Below are 17,480 nucleotides of genomic sequence, written 5' to 3' on the forward strand. Positions count from 1 at the left end.
CTTTGCCTCATGGGTTCCGTTGCGGTGGGTTACGGCGCGCGGAAACGCCAAAGGAACTTTCCAGAGTCGGTGCGATGCGCGCCTAACCCACCATCGATGGGTTTCGCTTCGCTCTACCCATCCTACGATACTTACGTTTTGTTATTGAACTATCTCTGGGTCGGCTTTTTCCTGGCGGCCTTCGTTTCCGGACTGGCCCGGTGGCTGTGGCTGGACGATGCCGAGATTTTCGCCCGGCTGATGCAGGCGGTGTTCGACAGCGCCAAGGCGGCTTTCGAAATTTCCTTGGGATTGACCGGCGCCTTGGCGTTTTGGCTGGGAATTCTCCGGGTCGGCGAGCGCGGCGGCTTTCTCAGGCTGCTTACCCGTGGGCTGACGCCTTTGCTCCGCCGCCTGATGCCGCAGGTTCCGCCGGATCATCCGGCCATGGGGGCGGTAGTGATGAATCTCTCGGCGAACGTCTTGGGCCTCGACAACGCCGCCACGCCGCTGGGCATCAAGGCCATGCAGGAGCTGCAATGCCTGAACCCAAAGCCGGACACCGCCAGCGACGCCCAGATCCTGTTCTTCGTGATCAATGCGTCGTCCATTACCTTGTTTCCGGTGTCGATTCTGGTGTTCAGGGCGCAGATGGGCGCGGCTCATCCGGCGGATGTCGTGGTTCCCATCCTGATGGCGACCTTCTGCTCCACGTTCGTGGGCTTCGCGAGCGTCGCCCTGCGGCAGCGCATCGGTCTTCGCGATCCGGTCATCATGGCTTATTTCGGCGGATTCGTTCTGGCGGTAGCCGGCCTGGCGCTCTATTTCGGCGGACTGGCTCAGGACGAGATGCAGCGGAACTCGGCGGCTTTCAGCAATCTGCTGCTGTTCTCGCTGATAGCCCTGTTCCTGGCCGGCGCGGTTCGCCAGCGGATCAACGCTTACGAAGCCTTCGTCGAAGGCGCCAAGGAAGGGTTTCACACGGCGATCGCCATCCTGCCCTATCTGGTGGCGATGCTGGTAGCCATCGGCGTATTGCGGGCGAGCGGGCTCCTGGAAGCGATCATGTCCGGAATACGTTTTCTTTGCGATGCCGTCCAGATCGACGCGCGCTTCGTCGACGCCCTGCCGACCGCGCTGATCAAGCCGTTCAGCGGCAGCGGGGCGCGCGCGATGATGCTGGACAGCATGCGCGCCTACGGCGTCGATTCCTTTTCGGCACGACTCGCCACCATCATTCAGGGCAGCACCGAGACGACTTTTTACGTGCTGGCGGTGTATTTCGGAGCGGTCGGTGTCAAAAACGTGAGATATGCAATAGGCTGCGGGCTTCTGGCGGATATGGCCGGGGTGCTTGCGGCCATTGCGGTTACCTATCGATTTTTTGGTTAAGAACAATGCGCGTTAATTTGAAAGCCTTGGGCTGCCGCCTCAACGAGGCGGAACTCGAAACCTGGGCGCGGCAGCTCCAGCGTGAGGGGCATCGCATCGTCGACGACTCCGAGGAAGCCGATCTCGTTGTGCTCAATTCCTGTGCGGTCACCCAGGAGGCCGTGCGCAAATCCCGGCATCTGATACGCCGCGCGGCGCGCGAAAACCCAAAAGCGAAGCTGGTCCTCAGCGGGTGCTACGCCACCCTGAACCGGGAGGAAGCGGAAGGCCTGGGCGTCGATCTGGTGGTCGCCAACGAGAACAAGGCAAAGCTGATCGATATCGCCAAGGACGAACTCGATCTGCCGGTCATGCCGGCGTTTTCGACCGATCCCGGCGAATCGGCCTTATTCCGGCTCGGCCGGCAACGCGCTTTTGTCAAGGTTCAGGACGGCTGCCGTTACCGCTGCACGTTCTGCATCGTCACCGTCGCGCGCGGCGAGGAGCGGAGCCGGAGCATAGACGAAATCGTCGCCGAGATCGACGACCTGCACGCCCAAGGCGTCCAGGAGGCGGTGCTCACCGGCGTTCATCTAGGAGGATACGGCAGCGACCTCGGCTACGGGCTCGATCGGCTAATTCGCGCCGTACTCGAACGCACCGACATCCCGCGCCTGCGCCTGGGCTCCCTGGAACCCTGGGATTTGCCGGATTCCTTCAGCGAACTTTTCGAGAATCCGAGATTCATGCCGCACCTGCATCTGCCGCTGCAAAGCGGGGCCGATTCGGTACTGAAACGCATGGCCCGTCGCTGCAAAACGGCCGATTTCGCCCGGCTGGTAGGCCGATTGCGGAAGGACGTTCCGGACATCAATATCACCACCGACGTGATCGTCGGGTTTCCCGGCGAAACCGAAGCGGAATGGCAAGAGAGCCTCGCGTTTATCGAGTCGATCGAGTTCGGCCACATCCATATCTTCGCCTACTCGCCCCGCTCCGGCACCAAGGCCGCCGAAATGCCGGGCCATGTCCCGGCCGAGCTCAAGAAGGCCCGAAGCCGCGCGCTGCACGAGCTTTCGGAAAGACTGAAGCGGGCAAACTTCGAGCGATTCCTGGGGCGCGAATTTCCGGTTCTCTGGGAAACCGAGAAAGCGGCGTCGGACGATGTCCCCGAGGTTTTCGGTTATACGCCGAATTATCTGCGCGTGGCGGCCCGAGCCGAAGCAAAACAATCCTTGGCGAACCGCATCACCAACGCTCGACTGAGGGCTGTCGCCGATTCGGGCGATTATCTCTTGGCCGAACCGGCATCCGGCCGATCCCCGATCTGTCCTTCCAAGAAATAAAGCGTGGCGCCGATCACCGCTGCCGGCGGGATCAGCACGTTCAGCAAAGGGATGGTTAGCCCCAGCGTGACCAGGCCGCCGAAGCTGAACACACCGAACGGCAGTTTCTTCGCGATGCGGCGCTGCTCGTCGAACCTGTAGCCATGGACCTCGAGCGGATAGGCCATGTATTCGAGCGCCAGGAACCAGGCGCTGAACGCCAGCCAAAGGAACGGCGCGATGAGGTTGAGGCCCGGAATCAGAAAAAGGACGAGCAACGGAACGGCGCGGGTCAGAAAATATAGCAACCGCTTCGCCTCCGACAACGAATCACTCACCAGCGCTTTACCCAAGGAGGCTTCCGACACCAGCGCCGGCTGCCCTTTCAGCAAGACGACCGTCTTTTCCGCCAAACGTCCGTAGAACGGCGCCCCGATCAGATTGGCCAGCATCGTGAACGTGAAATACACGATGAGCAGAAAACTCAGTCCGAACAGAGGCCACAGCAGCCAGCGCAGAAAATCCAGCCAGGCCGGCACCAGCCAGTCTATGAAAGCCGAAAAATAATAAACCCCGCCGACCAGGGCGATTCCGTAGAGCACCAGGTTGATCAGCAGCGGAATTCCTACCAGGTGGCGCAGACCGGGCGTCGAGAGCAAGCGTAATCCGCGCAGGAGACAGGCGGCGGAAAGATGCAGGTTATTGAGTTTCTCGGTGTTTACTGGGTAATTCATGAATGGGTTAAATCCGGATTAGGAACAGCTCATTTCTGACTGTCGATTTCAGGGAGTTCTCCACAGGCTCGACCGCGTAGTCTTGTTTTCCGCTTTGATACGAGACTTTTTCCGAGGAGACGAGTCCATGCCATTATCCTACGGCTCTGAAGGCCGCTTGGCCATAAGGCACGCGACTGACGATTCAAGACGAACTTACCGCTGGCGCCCAAGCTCCAAGCTTGGGAGCAATTCCCGAGAAGCTGTAGTTTCTCGCAATGGGTTCCCAAACCGGAGTTCGGGAACCAGTCCGCCACCGTTCTGTCTCCTGGTCGAGATTTCGCGTTCACGAGGACGGCAGTAAAGGTCAAACCTGAGCGAATTATTGCGATTTACGGTCCGGTCACGTGGCAAAGTTGTCGTCACCAACAGCGCGACTGAGGGAGTGACATCGATGACCAAACGAATTATCCACGACGTAGCGATCGAATGCATACAGGGGAACATCGCCGATCAGCCCGACATGGAGGCTATCGTCAACGCGGCCAATGCCGCGCTGCGCACGGGTGGGGGCGTAGCCGGCGCGATCCACCGGGCCGCAGGGCCCGGACTCGAAGAGGAATGCCGGCAGTTCGCCCCGATTCGTCCCGGTCAGGCGGTCATCACCGGCGCTCATAACCTGCCCAACCGTTACGTGATCCACTGCCTTGGGCCGGTCTACGGGGTTGACGAACCCGCCGACGAACTGCTCGCCGCCTGCTACCGCAACGCACTTCACCTGGCCGAGCAGAACAACATCCGGTCCGTCGCCTTCCCGGCTCTCTCAACCGGCGCGTTCGGCTATCCGATGGAAGCGGCGGCACATATTGCCTTTAGGACTATTTTCGACGAAGCAACGAAGCTCTCGTCGGTCGAACACATACGCTTCGTCCTGTTCCACGCGAAAGACCTGCAGTTGCACGCCAGAATCCTCGAGACCGTTTCGGAACACGAGTCCAAAACGTGATCTCAAGTCGACACCTTTTATGGGTGATTTAGCGTCGAGATGAAAGGTGAACGAGAATGACGAATATCGACAGCCTATTTGCACCCGGCGACGCCTTGATCGTGGTCGATGTGCAGAACGATTTTTGTGCGGGCGGGGCGTTGCCTGTCGAAAACGGCGATGCGGTGGTGCCTGTACTCAACCGTTGGATTGAGGCCGCCACTAAAGCAAACGTTCCGGTCTACGCCTCGCGTGACTGGCACCCCGTAGGGCATGTCAGCTTCCAAGAAAGCGGCGGCCCGTGGCCGCCTCACTGCCTCCAGGACAGCGCGGGCGCCCTCTTTCACCCCGACCTGAAACTTCCCGATTCGGCCATCATCGTGACCAAGGGCGTGCGCTTCGACCAGGATCAAAATTCCGCCTTCGACCAGACCGGACTTGCCCGACATTTGCGCAAAGCAGGCATCAGGCGCCTCTGGATAGGCGGTCTCGCGGAGGATGTCTGCGTGCTGGCCACGGTGCTGGACGCACGCACGGAGGGCTTCGAGGTCATGGTGATCCGGGATGCCACCCGTCCGGTCACGCCTCAAGGCGGAGAGAAAGCCCGACGGGAAATGCAGGATGCGGGCGCCGGCGTTGCCTCCTGACTCGCGGTTGCAGCACAGGACTGCCCGCTTCGCGACTACTGTGAAGTTATATTGTTCCACAGAAACAATTCATTTCGTGGACAAGCCTGACACAACCCACTAAATTGTCAACCAAACGTAAACAAAAGCGAAGCGACAATTGATCTGTCCGATGCCTTACCACACCTCTCCAACTCCGCCATAGCGTCGCCTGCCCTGTCCTACTCGGCAGGACATCCGCCCTTCCTACCCAGCTTTTTCGAATTTGCCGTCAGATGCCCTGAATGACGGACGCCGGCTATTTTGCTGTCGAGAACCACGCTTGGGCGGAACCTGATCAAGTCTGTCTCGGTTTATTAACCAGGCTTATAAATTAGGCCGGGTTAATCCGGGGCAGGGTTTCCTTAGCGCGGCGACAAGCTGCGTAAGCTCGGCCTAAGCGTGTTACCGGCCTGGGCTGCGGCCCGAAATACCGGGAGGGTATTTACGGGCCTGATTGATAAAGAAAGCCCGGACGCAAGAAGCAGCCAGGCGTCGGATATCGGACGAACTGCACCGTTGGCGGGACGATCAACGGAAAGATCTTCAATTTCGCCGTTGCCGTTAGTCGGCATTCTTCAGATCGTTGAGTTCGTCGCGATAACTATCTTCGTTGTTTTTATTTGATTGGAGCGTCAAATGCTAATGTCCGTTCGACAAGACTGGTTTTCCAATATTCGCAGCGATCTGCTATCGGGTACCGTGGTGGCGTTGGCGCTGATTCCAGAAGCGATCGCGTTCTCGATCATCGCGGGGGTCGACCCCAAGGTCGGCCTGTACGCGTCGTTTTGCATCGCCGTCGTTACCGCCTTCGCGGGCGGCCGTCCAGGCATGATCTCCGCAGCCACCGGCGCCATGGCGCTGCTCATGATTACGCTGGTCAAAGAGCATGGGCTGGAATACCTCTTCGCCGCCACTATTCTGACCGGCATTCTGCAAATCATTGCCGGTTATCTCAGACTGGGCGACCTCATGCGGTTCGTGTCGCGGTCGGTGGTGACGGGGTTCGTCAACGCCTTGGCCATTCTCATCTTCATGGCGCAACTACCCGAACTCACCGGCGTGAGCTGGCATGTCTATGCGATGACCGCCGGCGGTTTGGCCATCATTTATCTGTTTCCGTCCCTGACTAGAGCCGTTCCGTCGCCGCTCGTTTGCATCGTGGTTCTGACCGCAATCGCCATAGGGTTTGACCTGGATATCCGTACCGTGGGCGACATGGGGCAACTGCCCGACAGTCTGCCGGTGTTCCTGTGGCCCGATCTGCCGCTGAATGTCGAAACCCTTGGAATCGTTTTCCCCTATGCCATCACCATGGCCATCGTCGGGCTATTGGAGTCGATGATGACGGCCACCATCGTCGACGATCTCACCGATTCGCCCAGCGACAAGAATCGGGAGTGCAAGGGCCAGGGCATCGCCAATATCGCGGCGGGCCTGTTCGGCGGCATGGCGGGCTGCGCGATGATCGGCCAGTCTGTGATCAATGTGAAGTCCGGCGGGCGGACGCGACTATCTACCCTGACGGCAGGCGTTTTCCTGTTGATCATGGTCGTATTCTTAGGGCCCTGGGTATCGCGCATCCCGATGGCGGCGCTCGTTGCCGTGATGATCATGGTTTCCATCGGAACCTTCAGTTGGGACTCCATTCGCAATCTGAGCAAATACCCCTTGAGCACCAATATCGTCATGATCACGACCGTCGCGGTGGTGGTCGCGACCCATAATCTCGCTCTCGGCGTTTTCGTCGGCGTATTGCTGGCCTCATTGTTTTTTGCGAACAAGGTCGGTCAGTTTCTCGAAGTCCGTTCGAAGTCCAGCGATGACGGTTCGATACGGACTTATCTCGTGGTCGGCCAAGTGTTTTTCACCTCCGCCGGCAAGTTCACCGCAGCCTTCGATTTCAAGGAGGATATTGATAAAGTCGTGATCGATTTGACTCGCGCCCACTTCTGGGACATCACGTCGGTGAGCGCGCTGGATAAAGTCGTCATCAAGTTCCGGCGCGAGGGCATCGAGGTCGAGATCGTCGGTTTGAACGAAGCCAGCGCGACCATCGTGGATCGGTTCGCGGTGCACGATAAACCGGAAGCCGTGGAAAAATTGATGGCTCACTGAGGAAAGGTTTCAGTATGACTAAGGTAATGGCATGTATCGATGGGTCCAGGGCGGCTACGGCGGTCTGCGACTATGCGGCCTGGGCCAGTCGGCGCCTTCGGGCTCGGCTGACTTTCATTCATGTGCTGGACAAGTCGCAGTACCCGGTGGACGGCAATCTGAGCGGCAATATCGGGTTGGGCAGCCGCGAATCCTTATTGGAAGAACTGACGGCTCTGGATGAAAAACGCGGGAAACTCGCACGCGAACAGGGCCGGTTGATGCTGGCGGCGGCAAAAGAGCGTGCGGTGGCCGACGGCGTCGAGTCGCCATCCTGCGTTCAACGCCACGGCAGCCTGGTGGATACGCTTCTGGAACTCGAGGAGGATATACGCTTATTGGTGATGGGCAAGCAGGGCGAAAGCACCAACGGCACCAATCGTCATATCGGCAGCCACCTGGAAACGGTGATCAGAACGATGCACAGACCCATTCTGGTAACGCCCCATCAATTCCGGGAGCCCGAACGGGTCATGTTCGCTTTCGACGGCAGCGCGACCACGCGCAAAGGCATAGAGATGGTTGCCAACAGCCCGCTATTCAGAGGGCTTTCCTGTCACATTCTGATGGCCGGCAAAGACGGTGCCGGTCTGCGTGAGCACCTCGACTGGGCCAGAGCCACATTGGCGCGGGCCGGCTTGGACGTGACGGCCGAAATCCGCGAGGGCGACGTCATCAACGTTTCCGAGCGGTACCGGCAAGAGCATGGCATCGACCTGTTGATCATGGGCGCCTACGGCCACTCCAGGATACGCGAGTTCCTGGTGGGCAGCACGACGACGAGCATGCTCACCAATGCCTCGCTTCCCGTGCTGGTGCTGCGATAACGAAAAATCGAAAAGGTAAGCGATGGAACCGGCAGGAAGAAAAATAAGGCTATTTTTTCTTAGTTTTTTTCTCGTTCGCAAACTCCTGTTTGGGAACCCGCACGAAGAAGCTTCCGCTTCTCGGGCGACCCGGGGCAGACCTTTCCGGCCTGCCTGCTTGCCCTGCCGGTTCGCGATCGATGGGTTTCGCTATCGCTCTACCCATCCTACTGCCCTAAGGCGCTACGTCGGAACTCTTGAACAACGACGGATTCATGCCGTACCGGCTGAGCAAGCGGTAGAACTCGGTCCGGTTGCGCTTGGCCAGCTTGGCGGCTTGAGTTACGTTGCCGTTGGTCATCTGCAACAGCCGGATCAGATAGTTTCGCTCGAACTGTTCCCTGGCTTCCTGCAGGGACAGGAACGACGCCGGTTCGTCCCGCAACGCCCGTTGCACCAGCGTCACCGGGATGAGTGGCGTCGAGGACAGCGCGACGCACTGCTCCACGACGTTACGGAGTTGCCGCACGTTTCCGGGCCATTCGAAATTCACGAAACATTCCATGGCCTCCGGCGAAAATCCCTTGACCCGATTGCCGTAGGTTTCCGCGAGATCCCTCAGGAAATGCATCGCCAACAAAGGAATATCCTCGGGCCGCTTGGATAGGGGCGGAAGCATCAAGGTGACGACATTGAGCCGGTAATAAAGGTCTTCGCGGAAGTTCCCTTCCGCCATGGCCTTATCCAAATCCGCGTGAGTTGCGGAAATGATGCGCACGTCGACCGGCTCGTCATCGGTGGCGCCCACCGGGCGCACCTTCATCTCCTGGAGCGCGCGCAACAGCTTGGCCTGAAAAGACTTGGGCATGTCGCCGATTTCGTCCAGAAACAGAGTGCCGCCGTCCGCGGCACGGAAGAGCCCTTTGTGATCGCGGGTGGCGCCTGTGAACGCGCCCCTGCGATGCCCGAAAAGTTCGGATTCGAAGAGATTTTCCGGAATCGCGCTGCAATTGACCGCCACGAACGGCCCGTCCGCCCGCGTACTGGCCTCGTGAATCGCGCGCGCGAGCAACTCCTTGCCAGTGCCGCTCTCGCCGCCGATAAATATGCTCGCCTTGCTCTGTGCGACGCGATTGGCCTGGCTCAGCAACTCCTCCATGAGAGGGCTCTGTGTGACGATGTGTTGTCTCCAAGCGTCCTGATCCACCGTGACGCCGCTGGTCAGTCCGATCCGCATGGCCTGGTTGACCAGCTTGACCAGTTCGTTCTTGTCCACAGGTTTGGACACGAAGCCGAACACGCCCCGCTTGGTCGCGCTGACGGCATCGCTGATCGTGCCGTGGGCCGTCATGATGATGAAGGGCAGCGTCGGATATTGCTCATGGAGAAAGTCGAACAACGCCAGGCCGTCCATGCCCTCCATACGCAGATCCGTCACGACGACATGGGGGCGAAACACGGAGACCCTCGAAATGGCCGCCGGTCCGCTGTTCACGGTTTCCAGTTCAAATCCCGCTGAGGTGAGACGCAGGGCCACCAGGCGCAACAGATCCGGATCATCGTCCACCAATAGGACACGTTTACGTGCAGTGTTCATAGGATTATTGTCCGCTGTCTGGCTCGTCTAAACGCTGCTCGATAGCTTTGAGCGCATCCAGCTTCTCTTGAAGCTCTTTCAGCTCGCTCTCTTGCGTTTTCAGCCGCCGGTGCACTTTCTTTTCTTTCGATACGGTGTGAGAGACCTGACGCTCCGAGTGTTTTCGCCGCTCGATTTCGTTGTCGAGACGGCTCAAAATTTCTTTCTGATAAATCAACAAGGCTTTAAGCCGTTCGTCCTGAAGTTCGGCCAAAGAGGCGTCCACGATCACGGAGGCATTCCTGATGTCGCCACAGGCCTCGGTCGCCGCCTGGGCAAAGAAAAAATGCAGACGTACGCCTAAGCTGCGATCGGCCTGGTAACGCTGCAACAGTTGCTGACATTCGGATAGCCGCTCGGCCGGAGGCAGGCGGGCAATCTCGGCGGCAAAACTGAGGAGATCCTCGAACGCATAGCTGGCGTATTTCTGCTCGGACGCTTTGGGTGCAGTATCAGCACTCTCCTTGCTTCTGAATCCTGCGCAACCCGTGATAGCAAACAGCACGATCAGAGCTGTAGCGCGGGAGGGGAATTTCATGTATCGCTTAATCTAGCCGTAAAGGTATTTGCACCCGAATACGGGCGCCTTTTTTGTTCGGGCGGGGCTCCAAGGCTTCGACCTTGCCATGATGACCGGAAACGCATTCGCTGACAATAGCCAATCCCATGCCCGTCCCCGCGATGCCGTCCTCTCGGGCAGCTTTTCCCTGAAAGAACGGCTCGAAAACGTGTTTACGCTCGTCGGGCTCTATGCCCGGGCCGTCATCTTCTACTTCCAACTCCATATGGCCGCCGTTTTGGCGGAGCGTCACGCAGATCTCGCCGCCGACGGGCGAGTATTTAACTGCATTTGACAGCAGGTTATCAACAACGGTACGCAATTGATCCGGGTTGCCGTCGAGTTCGACCGGCCGCAACTGCTCGGTCAGCTCGATGGATTTGGTGCGCAAGCGAATCTGGTAATCGTCGATCAATTCTGAGACGAGCCTCGCCATATTGACCGTTTCCCGAAGCATGGCTCCGGGACGAGCGTTGACTTGGCTGTAATTGATCAACTCGGCGATCAAGGTATCCAGCTTTTGCGTATTGCTGACCACGATCTGCGCGATCTCTCTTTGCTCGGTATTGAGTTCCCCGACCACTTCGTCCGCCAACAGTTCGGTGCCTTCGTGGATAGTCGCCAACGGAGTCTTGATCTCGTGGGACACATGGCGGATGAATTGCTGTTTCGCCTCCTCGAGACCTCGCAGCCGGCTGCGCAGCCAATCCAGCCGTTCGCCCAGGTATTCCAAATCCTTGGGTCCGGTCACCTGGATCGGCCGAATGAAATCGCCGGCCCCGAGCTTGCGTATCGCATGGTCCATCTGGCGCACCGAGCGGATGATGAAAAACGTAACAAACGAAATTAAGACCACCGAAATAGGCAGCAGAACCGACGACTCCTGCAACATCCGGCGCTGAACCGCGGAGGACCTGCTCTCCAGATTGTCGACCTCGGAATCCACGATCCCCGAGAAACCGCGAGCGAGTTCCTTAGCCTTCAGATTGAGCGTCGAAAACATTTCATCTGTCTTTTCCATGCGCGCCTTTCTAGGCCGGTCACGCTGCTCGCGCGTCGCGCCGGAACGGCGGGTGTCGACTTTTTCGGGCTTTGCCGTCGGCTCGATCGCCATGTTCGAAACATGCTGAAAGATGCCTCCCTCTTCTACCGAAAACCGCTGGAGCTGGGCGACCAACGCCGGCTCTTCGGTCAAGCTCAACAAATTGCTGATTACCTCGCCGAGGTCACGGTGAACCGTTTCGAGAGCGACGCGGCTCTCCGCGTCTTCTAAAATCAAGTACCGCTTGGCCTTGCGCTCGAAATCGGTGAGCCTCTCGCGCAACAACTCCTTTTTTTGGCTGATTTGAGCCACCCGATAAGCCGTTTTTTGAGAGGAAACCGCCAATTCCTTGACCGCCGTGACAGCGAACACCAAGGCGAGCACCAAGGGCAGTATCGCCATCGTAAAACCGACAAGAATCAGCTTCCTGAGCGATATCCTTCGCAGAATATTAAAGAAGATCAGCATGGAGTCTTAGCTGGAATTCCGATTGTAGTCGAGTGCGTTTCTTAAGGTTTCCGCCAGGATCGGGGCCAAAAACACGACATTCGTGGAGTGAAGAATACTGTCGCTGCTGCCGATCTCGGAAACACCGCTACGTCGCAGCTTATCGACGGCATTCTCGACGAATAACGGGTGAGTCACCAGCACATCGACCTTCTCGGCCCCCAGTGCGCGCAGCTTGGCAACGGCTTCGGTCAAGGTCGTGCCGGTGCTGGCCACGTCGTCAACCAGGACTACGCTTCGCCCCCTCACCTGAAAATCAGTCGTCTCGACCGACACTGCCCTGTCACCGAAACGTTGCTTGAAAGCGACGACAAAAGGAAGCCCGCAGCCTTTCGCGATGGCGCTTACCCATTGTTCCGATTCGGCATCCGGCCCCACCAGCAACGGCTTGTCTGACCGGTTCGCGAGATAACGCGCGAACAGCGGAGCCGCCGGTACGACAATCGGATTTCTCGCCGGAACCGCCTCTTCGAGCCGGCTGATACGGTGCAAATGAGGATCGACGGTCACGACATCATCAAACAAGCCGGCAAGAAACTCCCCGATTATTTTTTGACTGACGATCTCACCCGGTTGAAAGGCACAATCCTGCCGCATATAACATAAATAGGGCGCTATCAAAGACAGTCTGTTGACGCCTTGGTTCCGCAGAGCGCGAGCGACCAGGAGCAGCTCGACCAATTTGTCGTTGGGATCCTGGAGACTGCGAAATACGACGACATGCTCGTCCTTTATCTCCGGCAAGGTCACCTTGCTTTCCCCGTCCGGAAAACGGTGGATGCCGACCTCGCCGTATCGGGCATCCAGAGCCTCCACCACTGCCATGGCCTGAACGCGAGAATCGGAGAATCCTAAAATCATGGTCAAAATTCCACGTAACCTTTAGGTATTTTATCGAACTCGCCCAACTCGTACCCCGTACGCTGACGGACGAAATCGCAAGCGAAATCGTAATTCGACGGAAACTCGGCATGAATCCGGTACAGCGCTTCGCCTTTTTCCACCTTGTCTCCCAGCTTCTTCAGCACGTCGACGCCAGCCCCTTTCGACATCGGCGCTCCGGCCAGTCGCGCGATACGAGCGAGAAAAAAGTTGTCGATATGAGTCACCGACCCCGCGCGTTCGGCGCAGACTTCATACGTTAGCTTGCCCAGCTCGAATTTTTGTTCTTGCACACCTTGTGCCACAACAATACGGTTCATCTTTTCCAAGGCTCGCCCCGACTCCAAAATTTCCCGAGCGATGGCATATCCCTGACCGCCGCGCACATCCGGGTCGAATTCGATAATACGCCCGGCCAATCGCAGGGACTTTTCCCTTAAATCGGTCGGAGCACGCGGGTCGTTCTCCAGCACCTGCATCACGTCGCGCACCTCCAGAACCGGCCCGATACCGTGGCCGACCGGTTGCCGGCCGTCGGTGATCATGACCTCCAAATAAAGTCCCAAGCGGTCGCCGACGTACTCGAAAAGTTTTCGCAATTGCATCGCATCGCGCATGTGCCGAACTTTGGCTGTCGGCCCGACCGGGATATCCAGCAACAGATGCGTCGCGCCGGCCGCGAGCTTCTTGGACAAAATCGAAGCCACCATCTGGCCTTGCGAATCGATGCCCAGCGGGCGCTCAACCGAAATCAGCATGTCGTCCACAGGCGCCAGGCGCGTCGTTCCACCCCAGACCAGGCAGCCTCGCTCGATTCGAACCAACTTGTCCAAGGTCTCCGGCAAGAGATCGACTCGCGCCAAGACCTCCATGGTATCCGCCGTACCGGCCGGCGACGTGATGGCACGGCTCGAGGTTTTCGGAATCAAGGTGCCGTGCGCCGCCACTATGGGCACGACCAGCATGGATGTCCGGTTGCCGGGAATGCCGCCGATGCAATGCTTATCGGCCACCAAAGGCTCGTTCCAGTCGATCCGGCTTCCGGTCGACAGCATGGCCTTGGTCAAAAGAAGCACTTCATCCCGATCCAGTCCGTTTTGTCCGGTCGCCACCAGAAAGGCCGCCATTTCCATTTTCGAATAACGGCGATTCGCGATGTCGCGGGTGATGGAAATGTAATCGTCGTAACTCAGCCGCTCTCCGCCGATCTTGCGCCGAACCGCATCCATGGATGCGGGCGGTTCCGCCTGCGCGACCCGAACGTCGTGCCCCTCCTCCGCGCACAGTTGACTGAAGGCTTGCTCGGAAAGGCCCAGTTCGTCGGGATTGACGATCTGGTCGTCGTCCACCACATTCAGTACGGCTTCGATTCGCTCGTTGTTGCAATAGACCACGATCTTGGCGAGCGCCTGGAAGCCTTCCGCACGGTAAACCGAACACTCCCGGTGGAGATAGGCGACATTTTCCCGATAGGTATCGATGGCGATGCGGCGCAGCTTGAGCCGATAGCTGATGTGATCGTTGCGGAGATCGGATACTTCGGAATCGGATGTTGTTTCGGTCATGGTTCCGCAATCGTTTTCGAAAAAACTCTAATTTTCCTCAAAGAAGGCGGATTGTTTACCACTGACACCGCCGAACCCTTAAAATAACACGTCAGTTGTAATCAGTCGTTTCTCACGTCCATTTGCCGCTATTTCCGACATGCGCGCCGCTTTTTTCTACCCGATAACCTCGATCGCGGCGCTGGTCGCCTTTTGGCAAGCCGCGGCAATCGCCTTTGGAACGCCGCTGTTGCCGTCTCCCTTGGAGGTATCCGAAGTGCTTCTGTCCGAAGTCCGCTCCGGAGCGCTGCCCTACCATCTCGGCGTGACGCTGGCGCGGCTGGCCGTCAGTTTCGTCTTGGCCATGAGTATGGGGACTGCCTTGGGTATCCTGCTGGGCCGGCACGAAAAACTGGATCGTTTTTTCGACAGTTGGCTCGTGTTTTTTCTGAACATTCCGGCTCTGGTGATCATCATCCTGTGTTACGTCTGGTTCGGGCTGGTCGAGAGCGCCGCCATCGCCGCCGTGGTCATCAATAAGCTGCCCAATGTCGTCGTGACCGTGCGGGAAGGCGCACGGACGCTGGACCGAGATCTCCTGGAGATGGCCGAAGCGTATCGGTTCGGCCGGTACAAAACGCTGCGCCACATCGTCTGGCCGCAGTTGTACCCGTTCTTCATCGCCGCCTCGCGGACCGGGCTCGCGCTGATTTGGAAGATCATTCTGGTCGTGGAATTGCTCGGACGCAGCAACGGCATGGGTTTTCAACTGCACCTGTTCTTCCAGATGTTCAACGTCTCCGCCATCCTCGCCTACACCATCGCCTTCGTCGTCGTAATTCAACTGATCGAGATCGGCCTCCTCAAGCCTCTCGATCGCCATGCCCAACGGTGGCGCCGATGACCGCGGTTCAAATCGAGATAGTCAGAAAAACCTATCGGCCCAAAGGAGAAACGGGAGCACCCGCTATACTCCAGGATCTGTCCATCATACTCGGATCCGGCGAATTCGCCTGTCTCGTCGGCCCATCGGGCTGCGGCAAAACTACGCTACTAAATATAGCAGCCGGACTGGACCGGGATTATGAAGGCACGGTCCGAATCGGAACCGAAACCGGAAAACCGCACATCGGTTATGTCTTTCAAAATCCGCGCCTCATTCCGTGGCGGACGGTGCGGGAAAACATCGAGCTGGCCCTTCCCAAAGAGGCCGATCCCGCCTATATCGATCATCTTTTCGACGTAGTCGGACTCGCCAACGCGCAGGATGTATACCCGGAACGGCTCTCGCTGGGCATGAGCCGCCGTGTGGCCCTGGTGCGGGCCTTCGCCGTCAATCCGGATCTCTTGCTCATGGACGAACCGTTCGTATCGCTCGATCCGCCCACGGCCCGCCGTGTCCGCGAACTGGTCGTGGCACTTTGGCAAGAGCGTCCGCACACGGTCCTGTTCGTCACCCACGACTTGCGCGAAGCGATCGAACTGGCGGATCGGCTGATATTCCTGTCGTCGCGTCCGGCTTCGGTGATTGGCGACATTCCGGTAAACATCCCGCGCACCGAGCGAAGCGAGGCCGCGATCGAAACCTTTCGCCAGCGGCTTTACTCGGATTATCCGGTCATTCGGGAGCTGCTTTAACCGTTCTTGTAGATACTGCCCATGGCGGCACACGCGCCACGCTAGTGCATTTTCCGATGTGGTATAGCGCCTTAGGCTATTGTAGGTCGGGAATCCTTTCCCGACGTTAACGGGTCGGCAAACGGATTAGCTAATGGAAACCGTGCAGCACCGAAATAGCGACTCTTCGAGTAATAGACCAAGAGCTCAAACACTCGGATCAGGTAGAGACCGCCCCCTGGACCGTTTGTCGAAAATCTCCCATCATCTGCGGAAATCAACCGGCTGAAATATATTGGAATGCTGGACGCGTAGGGCGGCAAGCTCCCTGAATTCGGCGTCGCTCTATCCGAGCTTCCCGAAATAGGCTACACGTCATGGTCGGCGGGTCGGGGCTATTTGCGGCGACCGACCGTGGGCGAAGGAATCGACCGCCTGACAGACTCGTACAATGTAAATTTCACATCTAAACGATCGTCGTTCTGCCACGACCGTCATTACCCGGTGCGTTCCTGGCGGAGAAGGACATCGGCTGGGGGCCAAAGCCATGAGAAAGCGTTTTTTTCTTCCCGATGCTGCGACGAAGCAGGAGTTCGGATGTCTTCTTTTCGCCTTTGCCCCGGTCGGGGTTTTGCTGACGGCTATCGTAGTATTCGAATTGGGCGGGTTCGGACTGTCGACGATCCCCGGCAAGTTGGCCCGTCAGATTTCAGCGTTCGACCGCGGCATCGTTATGGAATTGTCCGAGCTACGTGCGCGAACGGTGTGGCTGACGGCTGTAATTGTCTATTACGCCATTGCAGTTGCCGTGATGATCGTCAGCATTCATACGATTCGCCTCAACCTGAGTCGTCAATGCTTCAGGTATTTCGGTGCAATCATAGGTCTCCTCGGAATCCTGTCCGTCGCCTACTTCGTTTTTGGTACTCTCCGCGAAAATGGTGTAACCGCGATTTTTCGACTGACCTACGGGGTACTTGAGGCGTCAGGCTATTTTTCACCCTTGCAGCTCGGAGTTATTCTCGGACTAGTAAGCGTGGTCAATCTGATCGCGACCGTGGTGCCTTTCGCGATCATTCTGGCCGGAAGCAGTTCCATGGCTCCGTTCGAGGAACTGCCTCCGGATGAAGTCCTGCATTTTATCGAAGCGCGTTTTAGCCACCTAAAAAACGCGGTCAATTTGGGTTCTGCGATGCTGTTGATCGGCGTCTTGCATATGCTCGCCTGGCTGCGGTGGCCGGTGGTCTTCTTGGGGCAGGGAAAACTGACCGAGGAATTCGTCAATTGGTCGCTGACTTTGAGCATGTACTGGGGTGCGGTTTTTTCCCTGATGGTCATCGCCTTGTATATCCCCTGCACTTTGGCCTTGTACGCGCGCGCCAAGCGCGAGTTCAATCGAAACTTTCCCACATCCGAACATCAGGAACTGTGGAGTTATCTCCAGACTTTCGGTATATCGCGGGAACCCATGCGTCAATTACCCCAGGTAATCGCTATGTTGGCACCGTTTATCGGCGGCTCCTTAGGGGCTTCACTGGCCAATTTGGGGGGAGTGTCGGGGTGACGGCCTCGCATGACAAGCGATTTGGTTCAAGCGTTCCCTGCCGAACGTCTCCGGACAACAAAAAACCCGCCAAGCCTTGTGACTCGCGGGTTTTCCGGATTTCACCGAACGCCTTCGGTTTCTATGAT

Annotated in this window: 15 protein-coding genes; 9 read left to right on the top strand and 6 right to left on the bottom strand. The window is 58.0% G+C overall.

Annotated features, from left to right (window positions below):
* Window positions 1-138 precede the first annotated feature (138 nt).
* Window positions 139-1,371, top strand: a complete 1,233-nt coding sequence (locus tag ACR2R1_RS09800) for a nucleoside recognition domain-containing protein (RefSeq protein ID WP_434113905.1) — start codon at window positions 139-141, stop codon at window positions 1,369-1,371.
* A gap of 5 nt (window positions 1,372-1,376) precedes the next feature.
* Complete coding sequence (mtaB, locus tag ACR2R1_RS09805; RefSeq protein ID WP_133717390.1) at window positions 1,377-2,696, top strand: tRNA (N(6)-L-threonylcarbamoyladenosine(37)-C(2))-methylthiotransferase MtaB; 1,320 nt, start codon at window positions 1,377-1,379, stop codon at window positions 2,694-2,696.
* On the opposite strand, the gene cysZ is transcribed toward mtaB, so the two are convergent.
* Entirely contained in the window at window positions 2,639-3,409 is a 771-nt protein-coding gene (gene cysZ / locus ACR2R1_RS09810) for a sulfate transporter CysZ (protein WP_156880654.1), read from the bottom strand. The genes mtaB and cysZ overlap by 58 nt on opposite strands.
* Window positions 3,410-3,842: 433 nt before the next feature.
* Here cysZ and ACR2R1_RS09815 point away from each other — a divergent pair, with 433 nt between their 5' ends.
* From ACR2R1_RS09815 to ACR2R1_RS09830, 4 genes are all read left to right on the top strand, one after another.
* Window positions 3,843-4,394, top strand: coding sequence for a macro domain-containing protein (locus tag ACR2R1_RS09815; protein WP_156880653.1), 552 nt, complete (start codon window positions 3,843-3,845; stop codon window positions 4,392-4,394).
* A 56-nt stretch (window positions 4,395-4,450) separates the two neighbouring features.
* Window positions 4,451-5,020, top strand: a complete 570-nt coding sequence (locus ACR2R1_RS09820; protein ID WP_156880652.1) for a nicotinamidase — start codon at window positions 4,451-4,453, stop codon at window positions 5,018-5,020.
* Window positions 5,021-5,683: 663 nt separating this feature from the next.
* Window positions 5,684-7,156 (top strand): SulP family inorganic anion transporter, encoded by a 1,473-nt coding sequence (locus ACR2R1_RS09825; RefSeq protein ID WP_434113909.1) that lies wholly within the window; start codon window positions 5,684-5,686, stop codon window positions 7,154-7,156.
* Between the two features lie 14 nt (window positions 7,157-7,170).
* Window positions 7,171-8,022: a universal stress protein gene (locus tag ACR2R1_RS09830; RefSeq protein WP_077729323.1), complete on the top strand. Its 852-nt coding sequence runs from the start codon at window positions 7,171-7,173 to the stop codon at window positions 8,020-8,022.
* Window positions 8,023-8,236: 214 nt separating this feature from the next.
* Here ACR2R1_RS09830 and ACR2R1_RS09835 read toward each other — a convergent pair whose 3' ends face one another.
* The 5 genes from ACR2R1_RS09835 to ACR2R1_RS09855 are packed head-to-tail and all read right to left on the bottom strand — an operon-like array spanning window position 8,237 to window position 14,192.
* A complete protein-coding gene (locus ACR2R1_RS09835; RefSeq protein WP_077729322.1) occupies window positions 8,237-9,598 on the bottom strand; it encodes a sigma 54-interacting transcriptional regulator in 1,362 nt (453 codons plus the stop codon).
* A gap of 4 nt (window positions 9,599-9,602) precedes the next feature.
* Window positions 9,603-10,175 (bottom strand): hypothetical protein, encoded by a 573-nt coding sequence (locus tag ACR2R1_RS09840; protein ID WP_077729321.1) that lies wholly within the window; start codon window positions 10,173-10,175, stop codon window positions 9,603-9,605.
* A 7-nt stretch (window positions 10,176-10,182) separates the two neighbouring features.
* Window positions 10,183-11,706, bottom strand: a complete 1,524-nt coding sequence (locus ACR2R1_RS09845) for an ATP-binding protein (RefSeq protein WP_086133114.1) — start codon at window positions 11,704-11,706, stop codon at window positions 10,183-10,185.
* Between the two features lie 6 nt (window positions 11,707-11,712).
* Complete coding sequence (locus ACR2R1_RS09850) at window positions 11,713-12,606, bottom strand: ribose-phosphate diphosphokinase (RefSeq protein ID WP_210024138.1); 894 nt, start codon at window positions 12,604-12,606, stop codon at window positions 11,713-11,715.
* Window positions 12,607-12,608: 2 nt separating this feature from the next.
* Window positions 12,609-14,192 (bottom strand): thymidine phosphorylase family protein, encoded by a 1,584-nt coding sequence (locus tag ACR2R1_RS09855; protein WP_086133112.1) that lies wholly within the window; start codon window positions 14,190-14,192, stop codon window positions 12,609-12,611.
* A 139-nt stretch (window positions 14,193-14,331) separates the two neighbouring features.
* Between ACR2R1_RS09855 and ACR2R1_RS09860 the strand changes: the two genes are divergently transcribed.
* The 3 genes from ACR2R1_RS09860 to ACR2R1_RS09870 all read left to right on the top strand — a co-directional run bounded on the left by ACR2R1_RS09860 (window position 14,332) and on the right by ACR2R1_RS09870 (window position 17,352).
* Window positions 14,332-15,075, top strand: coding sequence for an ABC transporter permease (locus tag ACR2R1_RS09860; RefSeq protein ID WP_077729313.1), 744 nt, complete (start codon window positions 14,332-14,334; stop codon window positions 15,073-15,075).
* Complete coding sequence (locus ACR2R1_RS09865) at window positions 15,072-15,809, top strand: ABC transporter ATP-binding protein (RefSeq protein ID WP_086133111.1); 738 nt, start codon at window positions 15,072-15,074, stop codon at window positions 15,807-15,809. Before ACR2R1_RS09860 ends, ACR2R1_RS09865 begins: the two co-directional genes overlap by 4 nt.
* A 526-nt stretch (window positions 15,810-16,335) precedes the next feature.
* Window positions 16,336-17,352, top strand: a complete 1,017-nt coding sequence (locus ACR2R1_RS09870; protein WP_210024137.1) for a hypothetical protein — start codon at window positions 16,336-16,338, stop codon at window positions 17,350-17,352.
* The last annotated feature ends 128 nt before the right edge of the window (window positions 17,353-17,480 follow it).

The organism is Methylocaldum sp. GT1TLB (assembly GCF_051027445.1).
GTDB lineage: Bacteria > Pseudomonadota > Gammaproteobacteria > Methylococcales > Methylococcaceae > Methylocaldum.